Source organism: Legionella sp. (genome assembly GCF_047605385.1).
GTDB lineage: Bacteria > Pseudomonadota > Gammaproteobacteria > Legionellales > Legionellaceae > Legionella.
In genome coordinates this window covers 1-17,777 of record NZ_JASGFU010000054.1, presented here as the reverse complement: position 1 = coordinate 17,777, position 17,777 = coordinate 1, and the positions used below count along the sequence as shown (strand labels likewise).

Genomic DNA, 17,777 nt, shown 5'->3' with positions numbered 1-17,777 from the left:
ATCCCCTCACCCTTGATCCCTCTCCCCCACGCTGCGCGCGGTGGAGAGGGGAAGCTGGTGAGTTCAATTAAATACCTGGGGAGTTACCTTTTTTCTTATTTTTCTAATAATTGAATTTTACATCCTTCATTCTTTTTTAGGTTGAGTATTCGCTTTTATATTATTAGTCTCGGCTTGATTATTGCTATTTTTATTATTCTCTTTAGCCTGTTCTGTTATACCTGGTTTCATCACAATAATACTGATACGGCGATTAATTGCATTGAATGGGTCTTTTTTATTTAAAAGTACTGTTGATGAAAATCCGGAAACACTCATTACTTTATTTTCATCCATGCCGGACTTAATTAAAGCGCGTCGTGCTGCATTTGCCCTTTGAGATGATAATTCCCAATTAGTATATTCTAACTCATCAGGGTTATGATAAGGATGTGCGTCCGTATGACCTTGAATGGTTACTTTATTGGGAACTCCATTTAATAATTTTGCAATTTTAGTAAAAATAGCCGCAAATTGTGGGTTTAATTTTTCTGAACCTACGTCAAACATTGGTTCTTTCTGGTTATCAATTAATTGGATACGTAAGCCTTCATGGGTTACTTCCATCAGCATTTGATTTTTTAAACCACTTAATGAAGGATCTCTTTGAATACTAAGGCTAATTTCTGATTTTAATTCTTTCAGTTTTTGGGTTTCATTTTCAGGTGATTGAATAATTTCTTTATTTTGTTTTTTGGCGTCTTTAGCAGCGGCTCTGTCTGTAGTGGATACCTGGCCATTAGTATCTTCAACTTTGGGTCCACCACCTTTGAGACGAATTTGCTGGTTTCCAACATTATCACCACCAAAAAAAGTGACTTTTAAAGGTTGTTTAAAATATTCAGCAATACCGTCTTTTTGTGCTTTGTTTAAAGAAGCAATTAGCCACATCAATAAGAAAAATGCCATCATTGCCGTTACAAAGTCGGCATAAGCAATTTTCCATGAGCCTCCGTGATGTCCATGATTATGCTTTTTTATTTTCTTAATGATTGGAGGGTGTGATTTCCCTTTGGAGTTACTGTCATTATCACTCATAATTCATACTCTAACTTGGGGTGGGTTCCGCGCTCGCTGCACTTGCTGATTCATTATGTTTTACATTTTTAATTTCATCATTGAGCTGGCTAAATGATGGTCTTTGCGCAGAGAATAATACTTTACGGCCAAATTCAACGGCAATTAGTGGTGGATTATTATGTAAACTTGCTAATACCGTAGCTTTAATGGATTGTAACATTAATTGAGTCTGGTTGGCGCGTTGCTCCATGGCTGTAGCCAAGGGGCCAATAAAGCCATAACCTAGTAAAATTCCCAGAAATGTACCCACTAAAGCATGAGCAATCAACACCCCTAATTGTGCTGGAGGGAGGTTAATGGATTCCATTGTATGTACTACTCCAAGTACTGCTGCCACGATACCAAAAGCGGGCATTGCATCAGCAATTTTACTTAAAGTAAATGCGGGAATCATTTCTTCAGCATGATGTGATTCGATTTCCATATCCATTAAGGCTTCTAATTGGAAGGGTTGCATGTTTGAGGTAATGATCAAACGAAAATAATCGCAGATAAATTCAATAATATGATGTTCATTCATTAATGCAGGGTAATTAGTAAATATAGGACTGCTTTCCGGCTCTTCAATATCTGACTCTACAGACATCATTCCTTGCTGACGAGCTTTATTTAGAAGATTATAAAGTAATCCCAGTAGAGCGATGGACGTTGTTTTAGAGTTTTTCTCACTTTTAAAAACTTTGGGTAATGCTTTTCCCAATGCTTTTAAAACACTCATACGGTTACCGACTATAAGTGCACCTAAGGCTGCACCACCAATGATAAGCAACTCGACGGGTTGGAATATCGCGGCTAAATGCCCTCCACCTAGGGCAAAACCACCAAAAACGCAAAATAATACTACTAAATAACCTACTAAAATTAACATTTTTACTTAATCTCCAAATCTACACTACCCAATTACTTGGCCAAATAATCATAGACTACGCGTCCATAAGGCAAGGTTAAGTCGGTTAATAAATGGACTGCTTTTACAATGCGACGTACAGGGAGGTCAGCTACAGGAGCAAGAGCATGGTGTGCGAGCTCTAATTGTGCAGGCCCTTGCCAAGCCCCTTTAATGGTCACATCAGTGATGTATATTTCTACTAATTCGCATATTTGTGTGCTGCCATCTACATGGGGAATAATTTTTAGCAGATAAATAGGAGCATTCATTGAATCAGCGACTTTTTTGAGGTCTAAAGGCTCATATTTATAACCCATAGTCGCGGTAGCAATTCGGCAAGGGCCATAATTTAGTGTGCCTAGAAGGGTATCGCTGATTATTTCTAATTTAGGGTGCGCTAATTTTTTAGGATAGCCCCAAATTTCACGACCTGCAGCGATTGGAGCCAGATCATCTAGATACATCGCCAGAGTAAAACTACCCATTTTGCCTTTATAGCGTACAGGAATCACTTGACCTGATTCAGTGTAATTACCAAAACCGGTAGAATCAGGCATACGAATAAATTCAAATTGCACCAAAGGCTCAATCACTTCTAAGGGCTCAGGAACGATTGTTCGTAGCAAATCCATGTCAGTTTCATAAGTGATTGTCAAATATTCTCTATTAATGAAACGATAAGGGCCACGCGGAAAAGCTGGGCTAGCAAGCGGCATGGCAAATGCTTTTTGTTTCACTTCAGCTTCTTTCATTTCAGTCTCCTTGGTAACCTTCAGATAATGACAGCATTATTTGTGCCAACTTATTGTTTTAGTAATAAATTTTATTTTATTCCATAAACCATCCATGGCTTACAATTAATGATTGGCCAGTTAATGCGTTAGATGCAAATGAAGCAAAAAATAATGCGGTTTGTGCCACGTCATCAGTAGTGGTGAATTCACCATCGACGGTGTCTTTTAACATCACTTTTTTAATGACGTCCTCTTCACTAATTCCCAATTCTTTTGCTTGTTCTGGAATTTGCTTCTCAACCAGCGGGGTACGTACGAAACCGGGACAAATCACATTAGCACGCACATTATGTGCGGCCCCTTCTTTAGCTACGACTTCGCATAGACCGATTAAGCCATGTTTTGCAGTAACATAGGGAGCCTTAAGTACCGAAGCTTCTTTAGAGTGTACCGAACCCATATAAATAATACTGCCGCCTTTTCCTGATTTATACATTTGTCTTAAGGCCGCACGCGTAGTTAAAAATGCTCCATCAAGTTGAATGGAAAGTAGCTTTTTCCAATCTGAAAAAGCTAATTGATCAATGGGATCGATGATTTGAATACCGGCATTGCTGACTAAGATGTCCACATTCCCAAAATGCTTCACTACTTCGTCAACACCTTGATTTACTTGATTTTCATCGATGACATTCATGGCAACAGCCATTGCTTTTCCACCGTTAGATTTAATTTCTTCTGCAGCCAGTTTCGCTTGATCTAAATTAAGATCGGCAATGACAACTTGCGCTCCTTCTTTGGCATACACAAGCGCAATTTCTTTACCTATTCCACTGGCTGCACCAGTAACTATTGCAACTTTATCTTTTAAGCGCATGATTACAATCCTTGTATTATTTTATAAGTGGGTTCCAATTGAGAGTAATGGAAAATGAATATTTTTGAGTATAGCAACGTAAAATTGATCTTGCTGCAATTCGGTTAGAATTTTTTCTGCGATACCTGTGGTTGAGCTATGATCAACCACAGGAAGCACTGATCGAGCTTTCTAATAATAATAACCATAACGGTTGTAATAATAACGATTATAATAATAAGCACGTCTGTCTTGTTCTTGGCCAATGGAGTTTCCTATTAAAGCTCCTGCTCCTGCGCCAATTACGGTTCCAACAGCACTACCTCCTGTCACTGCATAACCTAATCCTGCGCCCGCTGCTCCACCAACACCGGTACCTACTTCAGTGTTCGTGCAGCTTGTAAGCATAAAGGTTGCTAGACTTACGACAGATAGTATCGAGATAATTTTATTCATAGTGGCTCCTTTTTCTTATTGTGACTTAACTCTTCCACTATGAATAGTAGTACAAAAAATAAAATTTTGTATAAAATTTAGCCATTTAAATTTTATTTAAATCATTTTCTTGTTTGAAATTTTACTATTACCTAGATTTTCCAGTAGTATTAGGGTATTAGAATAATAAAAATAGAGGACGCTATGTTTAAAGGAAGTATAGTGGCTTTGATCACGCCCATGGAGAATGATCAAGTTGATGTGCATCGTTTGCGCGAACTGGTGGAATTTCATATTGAAATGGGTACTCATGGTATCGTGGCTGCAGGGACAACAGGAGAGGCTGGTACTTTATCTCATGAGGAAAAACTGTTAGTCATCAAAACCGTTATTGAGCAAACAAAAGAACGTATTCCAGTCATTGCAGGTACGGCAATGAACGCTACGCGTGATTGTATTAGTTTAACTCAAGAAGCTATGGAATGTGGAGCTCATGCGGCATTGATTATGACTCCTGCATACATTAAACCGACACAAGAGGGCTTATTCCAACATTTCAGTAGTGTTGCTAAAGCAGCTCCTATTCCCATTATCTTATATAATGTACCTGGAAGAACTGCTTGCGACATGCTCCCAGAAACAGTAGCTCGATTAGCTAGGATTTCTAATATTGTAGGTATCAAAGAAGCTACAGGACAAATGACACGTTTACAACAGATTCTACGTCTTTCTGAAGGGAGCATTGATGTATTTAGTGGTGATGATTTTACTGCTGCTTCGTGGATGCTTTCCGGTGCTAAAGGGAATATTTCAGCAACCGCAAATGTAGTTGCTAAATTGATGGCTAAAATGTGTGATTCTGCTTTAGATGGGGAAAAAGCAGCGGCATTACGCTTACATGAACAATTAATGCCCTTGAATGAATTATTATTCGTAGAAACTAATCCCATTGCGATTAAATGGGCAGCATACCGCATGGGCTTAATCGGTGATGAAATAAGATTGCCATTAACTCGTTTGTCAGAAACGCATCATGCGGCATTGGAAAAAGTAATGAAGAATTTAGAATTAATATAGAGGAAGATGTTGTGAAAAAAATAAGTTGTATTCTATGTGCGTTATTTGTACTTTCAGGATGTTCAGGGCGTTATGCAAGTAATGGTGAAAATCTCTATTTGCAAAGTCGTAATGGCCCTAATCTGGAAGTACCACCACCTTTAACAAGAGCAAATATTAGTGATTTTTATAATTTGCCACCACAAGAGCAGGATGCGCACGTTAACATTGCGCCACCTATATAATAAGGGGCTAATATGGCATCAGAGTCAGCGGAGTTAGTGATAATACGCGAGTTGTCACAACGCATTGTGGATGCACAACGTAAGATAAGAATTCTTGATAGTATCAAATGGGACGATTCTATTAGAAAAGAGTTTTTCAAATACAAGGGAAAGCGGCTTCCTGCTGTTGATACTGAGTATTATGCGAAAAAACCGCTGCCTTTTGATGTAAAAGAAAAACAAGAAGAATTTCGTATTATTTTACGCGATGCCCAAAATCAGTTGGGGCAATATTCTACAGTAACGCGCCTTTTAAGACGTCAATGCGAAGAGTACAGCCGCGCTATACAAATGCTTGCTGCTCGTGGTACACCAGAATTCAGTGAAATAGCAATGGAATTATATGGCAGCCCTAATGATGTATTTTATGCTGGTGGGCCACGTATGTCGGAAATGGGTACTTTATTATTTGATGTTCTTTCCGATCTTGACGTGCAATTGCAATCGGAAGCTGATGTGAAGCGATATACTCCGCAACAGGCACAAGAAATTTTGCAAGCGCGTTTGGGGCATTTCTTTGACAAGCATCCTGGTAAAGTCACAGTGATGATCAGTGATGATATGGTCGCGGACGCTTCCGCGGGGGCGGATAGCATTAAATTAGGCCAGCATGCTATGTTTAGTGATCGGGATTTACGGTATTTGGAGGTACATGAAGGCTGGGTACATGTGGGGACCACCTTAAATGGTGCGATGCAGCCTAACTGTTTTTTCTTATCCAAAGGTTCACCTTCAAGCAGCGTAATTCAAGAAGGATTAGCAGTAATCACTGAAGTCGTAACTTTTTCCTCTTATCCTGGGCGTATGCTAAAAATTACTAATCGTGTTATCGCTCTGGATAAAATAACCCTGGGTGCTAATTTTCTTGATATCTATAATTATTTTATTGAATGCGGTTTGGCTGAGGAGGACAGTTATAAGCAAACGGTGCGTCTATTTAGAGGCAGTACACCCACAGGTGGGCCTTTTACTAAAGACCTTTCTTATGCCAAGGGTTTTGTGCTGATTTATAATTATATTCGCTTTGCCATTAGTCAAAAGCATGTTGATTCCATTCCTTTATTGTTTACTGGGAAATTGGTTTTAGATGATTTACCCTTATTGACAGAATTACAAGAACGGGGCATTTTAACAAGCCCCGTTTATTTACCACCGCCATTTAAGGATTTAGCAGCTTTGAGTGCCTGGATGAGCTTTTCCTTGTATCTGAACCAATTTGATTTAAATGAAATCCAACGGAATTTCCGCTTTTTATTAGCTTAATTACGGGTGTAATATTTCGTTGGGTTTTTGATCTCTCTCGAGTTGAGTCTTATTATTTTTTTGCGCAAAAAAACCGTGGATATCAATTCTCATGGTGTTTTTAATTTGTTTTTCTTGCACCAATAAAGGATATTTAGCTGCTAATTCTTGCACACTCTTTTTGATATAAGAGTCTTGGGAGTGTGCAATTTTTTGCAGATAAGAGATTGCTTTAGCGTTATCTTGAGCGTTATCAGATTTAGCATATAGTTCACATAAATCCAACATTGCATTAGTACATCCCATCTCTGCAGCTTGAGCCATTGTATTCTTATATTGTGCAGAGTTTGGCATGTAGACACGTGCTAAATGATATAAAGCCATAGGTACATTTTGCGCCCATTGTTTCATTTGTGGAAAATATCTAACCACCCTCATTTTTAAATGAGGATCCAAAGGATTTTGTTGTAACTTACTGACCATGGAAGCAAATTCATTACTTGATACCAATGTAGTTGTCATAAACCTTATCTCATTATTTTCATATTTCAGTTTGTAGAATAAGTAAGTAAAATTAAGACAATGTTAACGAAAAGTAAATTTGCAAATTTTTTACAAATTGTCTTTTCAATGTGTAATTGACGATTTTAATTTGTCATCAACAAGTGCCCATCCTAAATGAAATAACATATGAGCAAATATTGCGCAAATTAATCCATATTGCCAAAACACATAACCAAAGATAATGGATTGGCACATGCTCAGCACAATAAAAAAATAAATGAACCAGCGATTGGAAGTGCATCCTGCAGCAATGTAAGTAGGAAGTTGGCCCATCGCAAAAATTAAGCCACTTATAATAATGGATGTCCACAGGATTAAAGGACTTAGCTGTTTTGTAAAAATCACTGCAAAAAATGTAGTCAGATTCAATATACCCCAGCGCCCAATGATTTCTTCGACTACACCGCCATAAAGAATGCAGCCATCAATGCCTAAGGCTTGGCGTAATTTCATCATAATTACTCGACTTTTTTCATCAATGAGGCGTTTTGCTAAAATGTAATAAAGAAAACAAAAAATAGTCAGACATAAAATAGCAAAAAGGACAGCGGGTAAAAGAATCGGGATAAGTGCACTAAAACCTACTTTACCTACTAAAAGGGCTTCTAATATAGGTGCGTGTAAACCGGTTGATGTGGAAATAATTGCACCCGTGAAACACATGATTAAAATCAAGATCAATGTTTGTATCATTGCAAAACGACAGACGCGTTTTTTTAATTCTTCTGTATTGTCTGGTAGTAAAAAATAAATTAAGCGCTTTATGGCAATTAGTGTGCCTGGAATAGATAAACAAAATAAAACAATAATTAAAGGCCAATTGATACTCATTTATCATCCTTAAAATTTAAAACAAATTAAAATTTATTAGGGTCTGTTTACCTTTATTTTTTTAGCAAAACCGCATAAAAGAATCCATCCATTCCTTGTTCTCCAGGCAAAATTTGCTGGCCATGGCCAGTTGCTCGTCCCCACGAGCAATCGCTTTGTTGCACTTTGCAATCTGGGTGTTCTGCCGCAAAACGCGCTATTTGCTGTTCATTTTCAACTGACATCACCGAACATGTAGCATAAACCATTAAACCGTCTTTAGCTAATAAAGGCCAAAGCGCATTTAATAGGGTATACTGAATTTTGCTTACTGTTACAATTTCTTCTTGTGTTCGCAATAACTTAATATCTGCATGACGGCGAATTACTCCAGTGGCAGAGCAGGGGGCGTCTAATAAAATGCGATCAAAAGCTTGTTTATCCCACCAATCTTCTGGAGTTGCTGCATTACCTTGTTTCAAGATCGCGTTAAGATGTAATCGGTTTAAATTTTCTTGTACACGGACTAACCTTTTGGCATCTACATCAAGAGCAACACACAGCTCTAAGTCAGGTTCACTTTCTAATATATGACAGGTTTTTCCACCAGGAGCACAACAGGCATCGAGGACGCGTAAACCAGGTTTTAAGTCCAATAAGGAAGCTGCTAATTGTGCTGCACCATCTTGGACAGAAACATCTCCCTCTTTAAAGCCTGGAAGTTGCGTCACACTGCAGGCTGTGCTTAAAGTAATTCCTGCAGATGCAATTGGATGAGGGTAGGCTTCGATTTTTGCTTGTTGCAGCTTGTGCAAATAATCGTTAACCGATGTTTTTTGACGATTAACTCTTAAAGTTAATGGTGGATGCTCATCATTTGCATGAGTGATTGCTTGCCAATCATCAGGCCAATCTTTTTGTAGTTTCTCCAATAACCATTGAGGATGGCCATAGATAAATGTGGGGGTATTGGTAATTTTAACGATAATATCTTTTTTTTGGCGGCAAAAATTACGTAAAACGGCATTTACTAAACCTTTTGCCCATGATTTTTTAATCTTTTCCAATAAAGCAACTGTTTCTTTAACTACTGCATAATCGGGTTGATTCATGTAGTGTAATTGATAAAGTCCAATCAATAAGACAACCCAAATTTCAATTTCTTTGGGTTTTTTGGGGATGAGGTATTCAGCAATCAATTGCAAACGAAAATAATGACGACAAAAGCCAAAGCAGATTTCTTTGGTCATCGGCGATATTTCTGCAACAGGTGTTATGAGTTGTGATAAAGGCTTCTTTTCAACTAATAATGCGGTTAGCATTTTTAATGCATGGAGTCGTTCATTTTTATTCATGAGAAATTAGTCGCTACTTTAAAAAATTAAACCTTCATGCAAAGGGGATTTAGAAGAGTTTAAACTATCTGCAATGGTAATTACCTTACTGCCAGGAAATTGGATTTTTTCAATCAGTAAACCTTGTTCACCGGTGGCAATTAACATTCCTTTTTTATCAATCTGTACTACAGTTCCAGGTTGATGTTGTTGCTCTAGCGCAACAACTTGTGCTTGATGAATACGTAACACATCAGTATTCAATGTCGTATAAGCTATAGGCCAGGGGTTAAATGCACGAATTTTTTGATTGATCTGTGTTGCTGATTGTTGCCAATCAATTAATGCGTCTTCTTTATTAATTTTTCCGGCATAAGTTGCTAGGTCATTGTTTTGGATTTCTGGTTTTGAGTTATTATGTGCCAATTCCTCTATCGTTTTTAGTAATGGATGGGCAGAAATTTGTGCCAACTTGTCATGAAGTGTTCCTGTAGTGTCATTATTGGTAATTGGACAATTGATTTTTCGTAGCATTGCGCCAGTATCCATGCCTACATCCATCTGCATGATGGTGACTCCAGATTCTTTATCACCATACAAAATCGCATGTTGAATCGGAGACGCACCTCGCCAACGCGGTAAGAGTGAGGCATGAACATTTACACAGCCTAGTCTTGGGATATCAAGTACGGCTTTGGGTAAAATCAATCCATAAGCAATAACAATCATTAAATCCGGTTTCAATGCTGCAAGCTTGTCGATTGTTTCAGGATTTTTGAAATTTATCGGTTGATAGACAGGAATAGCATGTGCCAAAGCCCACTCTTTAACAGCAGAGGCCTGTAACTTTCGCCCACGTCCAGCGGGTCTATCCGGTTGGGTATAAACTGCTTGAATATGATGAGAAGACTGCACTAAAGCCTCAAGGCAAGGCAGGCCAAATTCTGGAGTTCCAGCAAAAACAATATTTAAATAACTCATGAGCGACGGATTTGTTGACGTTTGAACTTATCAAGCTTTTTACGAGCCATTGCTTTTTTTAATGGGGAAAGTAAGTCAACAAATAGTTTGCCATTCATATGGTCAATTTCATGTTGCAAACATTCTGCTAGTAAGCCATCAGCTTTAATTTCGAAGGGCTTACCGTAGCGATCTAAGGCTTTAACCATAACTTTTTCTGCACGGATAACGGTATCATAAGCACCAGGAACAGAAAGACAGCCTTCCTCAAATTTTTTCTCACCTTCAGTAACAACGATTTCAGGATTGATAATGACGATTTGATTTTTTTTATCCCCTACTACATCAATAACGGATAAACGCTTAGTAATCCCAATTTGTGGTGCAGCAAGCCCAACACCGCGTGCGTCGTACATGGTCTCGAACATATCTTCAATCAGGGTTTGTAGTGCTTCATCAAAGACAGTAACTGGTTTTGAGATTTCTCTCAAGCGAGAGTCAGGTAAATAAAGAATCTTGTGAATGGCCATCGTGTATATCTGGTTCTGTGTATAAAGGTTATGATATTATCGTTGATCTATTATAATGCTGCAAGATGCCAATAACTTTTGTCAAGGATTGGCCGCTCCAACCCTGTTGCGTTACCGAAATAATATTGCAGCGAATAACTATTTTCTTTAGAATATCATTACCAACTTTTGCATATGGATGAACTAATGAGCGCTCTCACGAGCGGCTTGATTTTTTTGAACCTAAAAATCAGAGTTGAGAATGGCGTGCATATAGTTTATGAATTTTAGGTGACCCACCCATGAGTAATTTACCCTATTTTCTCGCTTTAAATCGAATGGAAAAGGTTGGTCCGTGTACGGTAGCAAAACTCTACAGGCGTTGGCCCGATTTACAACAAATGTTTCAATTGTCAAAAATAGAATTGGAACAGGCGGGAATCCCATCTGCGTTGGCACAAACTATTAGTGCTTTTGATATGGCTTTCATTGCAGAGGACTTGCAATGGCTTAATTTGGCGGAGGATCACCATGTATTGACTTGGGAAAATGAATATTATCCTGCCTTGCTAAAAGAAATTAATGATCCACCCATAGTTTTATATGCAAAAGGCCAATTATCTGCCTTTGCCCAACCACCATTAGCTATTATTGGTAGTCGTAATCCTTCGGTTATTGGTAGTGAGAATGCTTATTCTTTTGCCAAAGCGCTGGCTAACAAAGGGGTGGCAATTGTCAGTGGCTTGGCATTAGGTATTGATGCCCAGGCACATTTGGGATGTTTAGAGTCTCATGGGCAAACAATTGCCGTCATGGGTACTGGTATTGACTGGATTTATCCTCGTCGTCATATAAAGCTTGCGCAGCAAATCACTGAAAATGGACTATTACTTAGCGAATTTCCGCTAAAAAGTCCGCCAATAGCTGGACATTTTCCTCGCAGAAATCGTATAATAAGTGGTTTGTCATTGTGCATTTTGGTTATTGAGGCCGCAATGAAAAGTGGATCGCTCATTACGGCACGTATGGCATTGGAGCAAAACCGAGATGTTTTAGCTGTTCCTGGGTCCATCCATAATCCTTTGGCACGTGGCTGTCATTACTTATTACAGCAGGGAGCGAAGTTGGTGACTTCGGTGGCTGATATTCTTGAAGAATTAAGAATTGAGTCACCACAAAACATTATTGAAAAACCTATTTTTTCTCTTGCCAGCGAGAATGAAAACCTAGTAAAGTTCATTGGTTTTGAAATGACTACCGTGGATCAGATCATTTCACGAAGTGGATGTACCGTTGAACAAGTAACTAGTGAAATTGCAGAATTAGAATTAAAAGGGGCTGTGGTGGCAGTACCCGGTGGCTATATGAGGTGTTAGTATGAAAGATAACTTATTTGAAATGTTGTTAACTTTGTTTGAGACAAGTCTTACTCAGCTACAAAAAAGTCAAAAATCTACTGATCAAGAAGCAATAGACCAGACTAATGCAGAAGAAAGTGTAACAGACGATGACCAATTACTGCATATCAGAACCCAACAACAGCAATCAACACGAGTAATTACCTATGATGAACAAATGAAATTGACAAAAGCAAGTTATCAATTTCTAATGCGTTTGCAATTATGGGGAATTTTAAATACGGATTCTTTTGAACTGGTTATGAATCAATTGCAATTTTCTGATTCACGCATTGTCAACTTACAAGAAACTAAATGGACAATAAGAAATGTTTTGTCTTCCCGTCTTAATGAAGAGCAATTAGCCTTTCTTGACTTGATTCTCTATCAAGCAGAAGATGAATTCATAGTACATTAAATGGTAATTATTTAAGCGAAATCCGCTATGTTATTGTTCGACGACTTGACTCTAGGGTGAAAGATTCTATATATACTATTGTTAAATAATTGTCATTGGAAAAGGTTAACCTTACTATGAGTAAACACTTGGTGATTGTGGAATCACCCGCTAAAGCTAAAACAATTCAAAAATATCTTGGAAATGATTATGAAGTTTTAGCCTCATATGGGCACGTACGTGATTTGCCAGCCCGCAAAGGCTCGGTAAACCCTGAGCATCATTTTTCTATGACTTATGTTCCATTAGAAAAAAACGCACGACATATTGAAACTATTGCTAAAACATTGAAAAAATCTGATTCATTATTACTCGCTACGGACCCTGATAGAGAAGGTGAAGCTATTTCTTGGCACATTTTTGAGCTTATGAGAGAGAAGAATTTAATAAAAGATAAACAAGTTCACCGAATTTTCTTTAATGAAATTACTAAATCAGCGATTCAAGAGGCAATTAATAATCCACGCGATATTTCCATGGACTTAGTCAATGCTCAACAAGCACGCCGTGCTTTGGATTATTTGGTGGGCTTTAATTTGTCCCCATTATTGTGGAAAAAAGTACGTCGCGGTCTTTCTGCTGGCCGTGTACAAAGCCCAGCTTTACGCTTAATTGTTGAACGTGAAGAAGAAATTGAGCGCTTTGTATCGCAAGAATATTGGAAAATAATAGCTCAGTGTTTCCACGATAAAGTTTCTTTTGAAGCACGTTTAACTCATTATCAAACAGAAAAATTACAACAATTCACTGTAGTAAATCAAGAGCAAGCTCATCAAATCAGAGATGATTTGAATAAACAAGCACAGGGCAATTTAATTGTTACCCAGATTGAGAAAAAACAACGTAAACGTAAACCTTCCCCTCCATTTATTACATCAACTTTACAACAAGAAGCTGCGCGTAAATTAGGATTTACCGCACGTAAATCCATGATGGTGGCTCAACAATTGTATGAAGGTATTGATATTGGTACTGGTACCGTGGGTTTGGTGACGTATATGCGTACAGATTCAGTGAATTTATCTGTCGAAGCAGTGGATGAAATACGTCAATACATTAACCAGCGTTATGGCGAACCAAATTGTCCTACGAACTCAAGACTTTATAAGACTAAATCAAAAAATGCTCAAGAAGCGCATGAAGCGATTCGTCCTACTTCGATTTTGCGTACTCCGGAGATGGTACAGTCTGCACTAACTACGGATCAGTACAGATTATATAGTCTGATTTGGAAACGAACAATTGCTTGTCAAATGGCTGATGCTTTAATGGATACGGTTGCTGTTGATTTAAGTTGTGGTGAAGGCAATATTTTTAGAGCGAATGGTTCTACTATTACATTTCCTGGTTTCCTTGTTGTTTATGAAGAAGGTCGTGATGATTCTAAAGAAGAAGAGGATGAAGGTTCATTATTGCCAGCACTTAATATCGGTGACAAAATAAAAGTACACGATATTTTAGCCAATCAACATTTTACTGAACCACCACCAAGATATTCTGAAGCTACTTTAGTTAAAGCTTTGGAAGAATATGACATTGGCCGTCCTTCGACCTATGCATCGATTATTCATACCTTACAACAACGCGAATATGTAGTTGTTGATAAGAAACGGTTCTTCCCAACGGATGTTGGTCGTATTGTAAATCGTTTTTTAACTGGTTATTTCACGCGGTATGTGGATTATAAATTTACAGCGCATCTGGAAGATACTCTTGATGCCATTGCACGCGGTGAAAAAGATTGGATTCCAGTCTTAGAAGAATTTTGGCAACCTTTTGTGCAGCAAATTCAAACTACAGATCAACAAGTACAGCGTAAAGATGTTACTTCTGAGATTTTGGATCAACAATGTCCCAAATGCCAAAAGCCGTTATCAATACGTTTAGGAAAACGAGGCCGTTTTATTGGTTGTACCGGATACCCAGAGTGTGATTACACCCAAGATATAGCAGGTCCAGATGCTGAGAAAAATGAGCCAGAAGTGGTAGATGGTCGAGTTTGTCCTCTATGTTCTAGTCCTTTACATATCAAGGCGGGTAAATACGGTCGTTTTATTGGTTGCAGTAATTATCCGCAATGTAAGCATATGGAACCATTGGAAAAACCAGCAGATACTGGTGTTGAATGTCCCAAGTGCCATCAAGCTAAAATTCTGCAGCGTAAATCCCGAAAAGGGAAAATTTTTTATTCCTGCGGTAATTATCCTAAATGTGATTATGCTTTATGGAATGAACCGATTAATGAACCCTGTCCTAAGTGTTCATGGCCAATTCTTACAATGAAAGAAAGTAAGAAATTTGGTCGTCAAATTCTTTGCCCACAAGAAGGCTGTGGTTATTCTCGCAAAGACAATGAGTAATTCGAAAGGCTTATTATGACTTTGCTGATTCTAAAATGCCTTGATTTATTATAAAAAAATTTATAATGTTATCATCTAAAAATTAGATGATAAATTTTTTATGATGACTTTTAGGATTGATACGATATAAAAGGATTTAATCGTGGAAGAACATAATATAAAGCGATGTAACATTGTTTTAGCAACATTTTTTTATTGATGCATCATGTAATTTCTTATTGTTCAACTTCTCATTTTTTAAATTCCGCTCAAGGTTGGTATATCAATCCAGCTTTAGGTTTTAATAAGTATTTCTCCATGTATTCAAGTGATGGTTCAGTGGCAGTTGCACGACTTGCTTTTGGCAAAACGCTTTATATTACTCAATTGTATGCCGAACGTTTAACCCTATCGCCACATAATCCTGCTTCAGTAGAGTATGTAGAAAAAATAAGGGCAGAACTATTAATTCAAATTGCATCGCTTCAATCCCAGATCGCAAATATTGGGCCAGGCCGAGTTGGACCTCAAGGACCAACAGGAGCTACCGGTGCAACGGGTTCTACAGGGGATACAGGTCCGACAGGCCCAACAGGAGCCACTGGTGCAACGGGTTCTACAGGGGATACAGGTCCGACAGGCCCAACAGGAGCTACCGGTGCAACGGGTTCTACAGGGGATACAGGCCCGACAGGTCCAACAGGAGCTACTGGTGCAACAGGCCCAACTGGTCCAACTGGGCCAACAGGAGGTACTATAACAACATCTTTTGCTTATATCGCTAATGCAGGAAATAACAATACCAATGCTATTTCATTATGTACTATAGCTGCTGATGGAACGGTTCCCTCTTGTAATTATCTTACTAATGTTGATTCTTTGATGTCATCTTCAGAATTTATTGATGCAATTACACTCAATAATACAGCCCATCAAATTTATTTTGTACTTAATGGTACTACTACGGCTGGAACGAATATTGTACTGTGCGATTATAGTAATTCAAATGGTAGCCTAAGTAATTGTGCATATACTGATATTGCAGGTGTTGTTGCTAATCCACAAGTTATCGCTTTAAATTCAGTTAATTCAGTAGCTTATATAACTGCGCAAAATGGGGATGTCTATCAATGTGCAGTCGCTGCATCAGGTCAACTTACTTGTAATACTACTCCAGCTGGCACGGGTTTTACTGCTCCTGACGGTATAGCAGTAAGTAGTTTAAACATTGCTTATATAGCTCAATCGGTTGTTAATAATAGCTCCATACAAATTTGCCCGATTAATTCCAGCATAAATAACTTTGATCCTTGCTCAAATTATACAAATGCTCTGTTTACCCAATCCGGGTCAAATCTTGTTGATGTAAAGATCTTAGGAAATAACCTTTATGTCTCTAATGCTGCAGGTAATCAAGTAATTAACTGTATACTTGATCCGGCCGACAGGTCAAATTTCTAGTTGCTCAGATGCAGGGGGGGTATTTACACCAAATGCAGCATTTCTTGATTTCTTTGGAAGTAGTTTTGTATTTGTAACTACCGCTAGTGGTAGTACTATAATGAGATGTAATGTTTCATCGACTGATGGTTCTTTCAATAATTGTGCTGGTGGTTTTGGAAATGGATTCAATAATCCACTCGGAATAGCTATCGCAAGTTCATAGAGTATTGAAATAATATTAAGTCGCGACAGATTTGACTCTTTTAATGACATACAGCTATTAGTCATCTAATAGCTTAATCTACTTTATTGAATGGCAAAATGAGCGGTATGAAAATCACAAGATTTGTCAAATTTTTATTAAAATTTAAATATGATATAAAAAATGAGCACTTACAGTAAACAATTATCGACTTTCAATAATTCCTGCACTTCATTACTATGTGTTGCATTAATGATTAAAAATGAGCAGAAAACCATCATTTCAACACTTAAACCTCTGGTAGAAGGGGGATTTTACATTTTCTCATTTATGATAAGGGCTCGACCGATGATACCTGCTTGGTAACTAATAAATACTTACAAAATTTAAATGTTAATTATCATATAGTCCAAGAGCCTTTTATCGACTTTGCAACATCACGTAATAAAGCTTTAACGCTAATTAAACAATTATTTCCAGCGATTCCCTTTATTTTAATGCCTGATGCAGAATGGAATCTAATTAATGTTGGTGATCTTCTTAAATTTTGTATTCAGGAACAGCGTTTTTCTATTCCATTGTATCTAATTCGAATACAGATGGAGGATTTAGATTTTTATACTGCTCGATTATTTAGAGCAAATGTTGAAATAAAATTCGTAGGTGCTGTACATGAGGTACCTGATTCTATTTATTTTGATTACAAATCTTGTGCTGATAGCATTGAAAAAAGTAAAAAACGCTGGGTGCGCGATTTGGAGTTATTACAAAGGGAATATAACACTCAAGTGACTAAAGAACCTCGTACGGTTTTTTATTTAGCTCAAACATTAAAATGCTTAGAGGATTTTAAAAAGGCATATGAATACTATAAGTTGCGTTCAAATATGCAAGGCTGGGATGAAGAAACTTTTATAAGTTTATTAAGGCTTGGCAAATTAACTTTAAACTTAAGTAAAATAAATGCTGAATTTTCTTGGCAAGAAGCGTTAGAATATTTTCATCAGGCTTTTTCAATCAGGCCTCATCGAATTGAGCCGCTTATTTATATCGCCGAGTATTATTGGCCAGATAATAAAGCATTATGTTATTTATAACCCCAGTTCGGAGTTTTTTAGTCTAATTTTCAGAGAGTAAAGCAGAGTCC

General features: G+C 37.8%; 19 protein-coding genes. 8 read left to right on the top strand and 11 right to left on the bottom strand.

Annotated features, from left to right (window positions below):
• Window positions 1-126: 126 nt before the first annotated feature.
• The 5 genes from motB to QM652_RS11265 all read right to left on the bottom strand — a co-directional run bounded on the left by motB (window position 127) and on the right by QM652_RS11265 (window position 4,054).
• Window positions 127-1,077, bottom strand: a complete 951-nt coding sequence (gene motB / locus QM652_RS11285; RefSeq protein WP_415075834.1) for a flagellar motor protein MotB — start codon at window positions 1,075-1,077, stop codon at window positions 127-129.
• A 10-nt stretch (window positions 1,078-1,087) separates the two neighbouring features.
• The gene (gene motA / locus QM652_RS11280) at window positions 1,088-1,987 is read right to left on the bottom strand and encodes a flagellar motor stator protein MotA (RefSeq protein WP_415075832.1); all 900 of its coding nucleotides are present in this window, start codon (window positions 1,985-1,987) and stop codon (window positions 1,088-1,090) included.
• Between the two features lie 32 nt (window positions 1,988-2,019).
• Window positions 2,020-2,760 carry an acetoacetate decarboxylase gene (locus tag QM652_RS11275; protein ID WP_415075830.1) on the bottom strand — a complete coding sequence of 247 codons (741 nt, stop codon included), beginning with the start codon at window positions 2,758-2,760 and terminating at the stop codon, window positions 2,020-2,022.
• 76 nt (window positions 2,761-2,836) lie between these two features.
• Window positions 2,837-3,619, bottom strand: a complete 783-nt coding sequence (locus QM652_RS11270; protein ID WP_415075828.1) for a 3-hydroxybutyrate dehydrogenase — start codon at window positions 3,617-3,619, stop codon at window positions 2,837-2,839.
• A 171-nt stretch (window positions 3,620-3,790) separates the two neighbouring features.
• Complete coding sequence (locus QM652_RS11265) at window positions 3,791-4,054, bottom strand: glycine zipper domain-containing protein (protein ID WP_415075826.1); 264 nt, start codon at window positions 4,052-4,054, stop codon at window positions 3,791-3,793.
• Between the two features lie 183 nt (window positions 4,055-4,237).
• Here QM652_RS11265 and dapA point away from each other — a divergent pair, with 183 nt between their 5' ends.
• From dapA to QM652_RS11250, 3 genes are read left to right on the top strand one after another with little or no spacing between them, the layout of a single operon-like run.
• Window positions 4,238-5,110, top strand: a complete 873-nt coding sequence (gene dapA / locus QM652_RS11260; protein WP_415075824.1) for a 4-hydroxy-tetrahydrodipicolinate synthase — start codon at window positions 4,238-4,240, stop codon at window positions 5,108-5,110.
• An 11-nt stretch (window positions 5,111-5,121) separates the two neighbouring features.
• Window positions 5,122-5,334 (top strand): hypothetical protein, encoded by a 213-nt coding sequence (locus QM652_RS11255; RefSeq protein ID WP_415075822.1) that lies wholly within the window; start codon window positions 5,122-5,124, stop codon window positions 5,332-5,334.
• Window positions 5,335-5,346: 12 nt separating this feature from the next.
• Complete coding sequence (locus QM652_RS11250; RefSeq protein ID WP_415075820.1) at window positions 5,347-6,636, top strand: flavohemoglobin expression-modulating QEGLA motif protein; 1,290 nt, start codon at window positions 5,347-5,349, stop codon at window positions 6,634-6,636.
• On the opposite strand, the gene QM652_RS11245 is transcribed toward QM652_RS11250, so the two are convergent.
• From QM652_RS11245 to def, 5 genes are all read right to left on the bottom strand, one after another.
• Window positions 6,637-7,137 carry a hypothetical protein gene (locus QM652_RS11245; RefSeq protein WP_415075818.1) on the bottom strand — a complete coding sequence of 167 codons (501 nt, stop codon included), beginning with the start codon at window positions 7,135-7,137 and terminating at the stop codon, window positions 6,637-6,639. It abuts the gene before it with no gap.
• 105 nt (window positions 7,138-7,242) lie between these two features.
• Window positions 7,243-8,010, bottom strand: coding sequence for a CPBP family intramembrane glutamate endopeptidase (locus QM652_RS11240; RefSeq protein ID WP_415075817.1), 768 nt, complete (start codon window positions 8,008-8,010; stop codon window positions 7,243-7,245).
• A 53-nt stretch (window positions 8,011-8,063) separates the two neighbouring features.
• The gene (gene rsmB, locus QM652_RS11235) at window positions 8,064-9,344 is read right to left on the bottom strand and encodes a 16S rRNA (cytosine(967)-C(5))-methyltransferase RsmB (RefSeq protein WP_415075815.1); all 1,281 of its coding nucleotides are present in this window, start codon (window positions 9,342-9,344) and stop codon (window positions 8,064-8,066) included.
• A gap of 18 nt (window positions 9,345-9,362) precedes the next feature.
• The gene (fmt, locus tag QM652_RS11230) at window positions 9,363-10,304 is read right to left on the bottom strand and encodes a methionyl-tRNA formyltransferase (protein ID WP_415075813.1); all 942 of its coding nucleotides are present in this window, start codon (window positions 10,302-10,304) and stop codon (window positions 9,363-9,365) included.
• A complete protein-coding gene (gene def / locus QM652_RS11225; protein ID WP_415075811.1) occupies window positions 10,301-10,813 on the bottom strand; it encodes a peptide deformylase in 513 nt (170 codons plus the stop codon). Before def ends, fmt begins: the two co-directional genes overlap by 4 nt.
• A gap of 281 nt (window positions 10,814-11,094) precedes the next feature.
• Between def and dprA the strand changes: the two genes are divergently transcribed.
• The 4 genes from dprA (at window position 11,095) to QM652_RS11205 (ending at window position 16,446) form a co-directional block, all read left to right on the top strand.
• Complete coding sequence (gene dprA / locus QM652_RS11220) at window positions 11,095-12,168, top strand: DNA-processing protein DprA (protein WP_415075809.1); 1,074 nt, start codon at window positions 11,095-11,097, stop codon at window positions 12,166-12,168.
• 1 nt (window position 12,169) lies between these two features.
• Window positions 12,170-12,607: a DUF494 family protein gene (locus QM652_RS11215; protein WP_415075807.1), complete on the top strand. Its 438-nt coding sequence runs from the start codon at window positions 12,170-12,172 to the stop codon at window positions 12,605-12,607.
• A 116-nt stretch (window positions 12,608-12,723) separates the two neighbouring features.
• Complete coding sequence (gene topA / locus QM652_RS11210) at window positions 12,724-15,006, top strand: type I DNA topoisomerase (protein ID WP_415075805.1); 2,283 nt, start codon at window positions 12,724-12,726, stop codon at window positions 15,004-15,006.
• 297 nt (window positions 15,007-15,303) lie between these two features.
• Window positions 15,304-16,446 (top strand): collagen-like protein, encoded by a 1,143-nt coding sequence (locus QM652_RS11205; protein WP_415075803.1) that lies wholly within the window; start codon window positions 15,304-15,306, stop codon window positions 16,444-16,446.
• On the opposite strand, the gene QM652_RS11200 is transcribed toward QM652_RS11205, so the two are convergent.
• Window positions 16,435-16,716: a hypothetical protein gene (locus QM652_RS11200; protein ID WP_415075801.1), complete on the bottom strand. Its 282-nt coding sequence runs from the start codon at window positions 16,714-16,716 to the stop codon at window positions 16,435-16,437. The genes QM652_RS11205 and QM652_RS11200 overlap by 12 nt on opposite strands.
• Before the next feature lie 273 nt (window positions 16,717-16,989).
• On the opposite strand from QM652_RS11200, the gene QM652_RS11195 reads away from it, so the two are divergent.
• On the top strand, window positions 16,990-17,727 hold the full coding sequence (locus tag QM652_RS11195) for a hypothetical protein (protein WP_415075799.1): 738 nt from the start codon (window positions 16,990-16,992) through the stop codon (window positions 17,725-17,727).
• Window positions 17,728-17,777: the final 50 nt, after the last annotated feature.

Coding starts and splice junctions, on each gene's coding strand:
- motB (WP_415075834.1), bottom strand. CDS start 1,077: ATGAGTGATAATGACAGTAACTCCAAAGGGAAATCACACCCTCCAATC.
- motA (WP_415075832.1), bottom strand. CDS start 1,987: ATGTTAATTTTAGTAGGTTATTTAGTAGTATTATTTTGCGTTTTTGGT.
- QM652_RS11275 (WP_415075830.1), bottom strand. CDS start 2,760: ATGAAAGAAGCTGAAGTGAAACAAAAAGCATTTGCCATGCCGCTTGCT.
- QM652_RS11270 (WP_415075828.1), bottom strand. CDS start 3,619: ATGCGCTTAAAAGATAAAGTTGCAATAGTTACTGGTGCAGCCAGTGGA.
- QM652_RS11265 (WP_415075826.1), bottom strand. CDS start 4,054: ATGAATAAAATTATCTCGATACTATCTGTCGTAAGTCTAGCAACCTTT.
- dapA (WP_415075824.1), top strand. CDS start 4,238: ATGTTTAAAGGAAGTATAGTGGCTTTGATCACGCCCATGGAGAATGAT.
- QM652_RS11250 (WP_415075820.1), top strand. CDS start 5,347: ATGGCATCAGAGTCAGCGGAGTTAGTGATAATACGCGAGTTGTCACAA.
- QM652_RS11245 (WP_415075818.1), bottom strand. CDS start 7,137: ATGACAACTACATTGGTATCAAGTAATGAATTTGCTTCCATGGTCAGT.
- QM652_RS11240 (WP_415075817.1), bottom strand. CDS start 8,010: ATGAGTATCAATTGGCCTTTAATTATTGTTTTATTTTGTTTATCTATT.
- rsmB (WP_415075815.1), bottom strand. CDS start 9,344: ATGAATAAAAATGAACGACTCCATGCATTAAAAATGCTAACCGCATTA.
- fmt (WP_415075813.1), bottom strand. CDS start 10,304: ATGAGTTATTTAAATATTGTTTTTGCTGGAACTCCAGAATTTGGCCTG.
- def (WP_415075811.1), bottom strand. CDS start 10,813: ATGGCCATTCACAAGATTCTTTATTTACCTGACTCTCGCTTGAGAGAA.
- dprA (WP_415075809.1), top strand. CDS start 11,095: ATGAGTAATTTACCCTATTTTCTCGCTTTAAATCGAATGGAAAAGGTT.
- QM652_RS11215 (WP_415075807.1), top strand. CDS start 12,170: ATGAAAGATAACTTATTTGAAATGTTGTTAACTTTGTTTGAGACAAGT.
- topA (WP_415075805.1), top strand. CDS start 12,724: ATGAGTAAACACTTGGTGATTGTGGAATCACCCGCTAAAGCTAAAACA.
- QM652_RS11205 (WP_415075803.1), top strand. CDS start 15,304: ATGTATTCAAGTGATGGTTCAGTGGCAGTTGCACGACTTGCTTTTGGC.
- QM652_RS11200 (WP_415075801.1), bottom strand. CDS start 16,716: ATGACTAATAGCTGTATGTCATTAAAAGAGTCAAATCTGTCGCGACTT.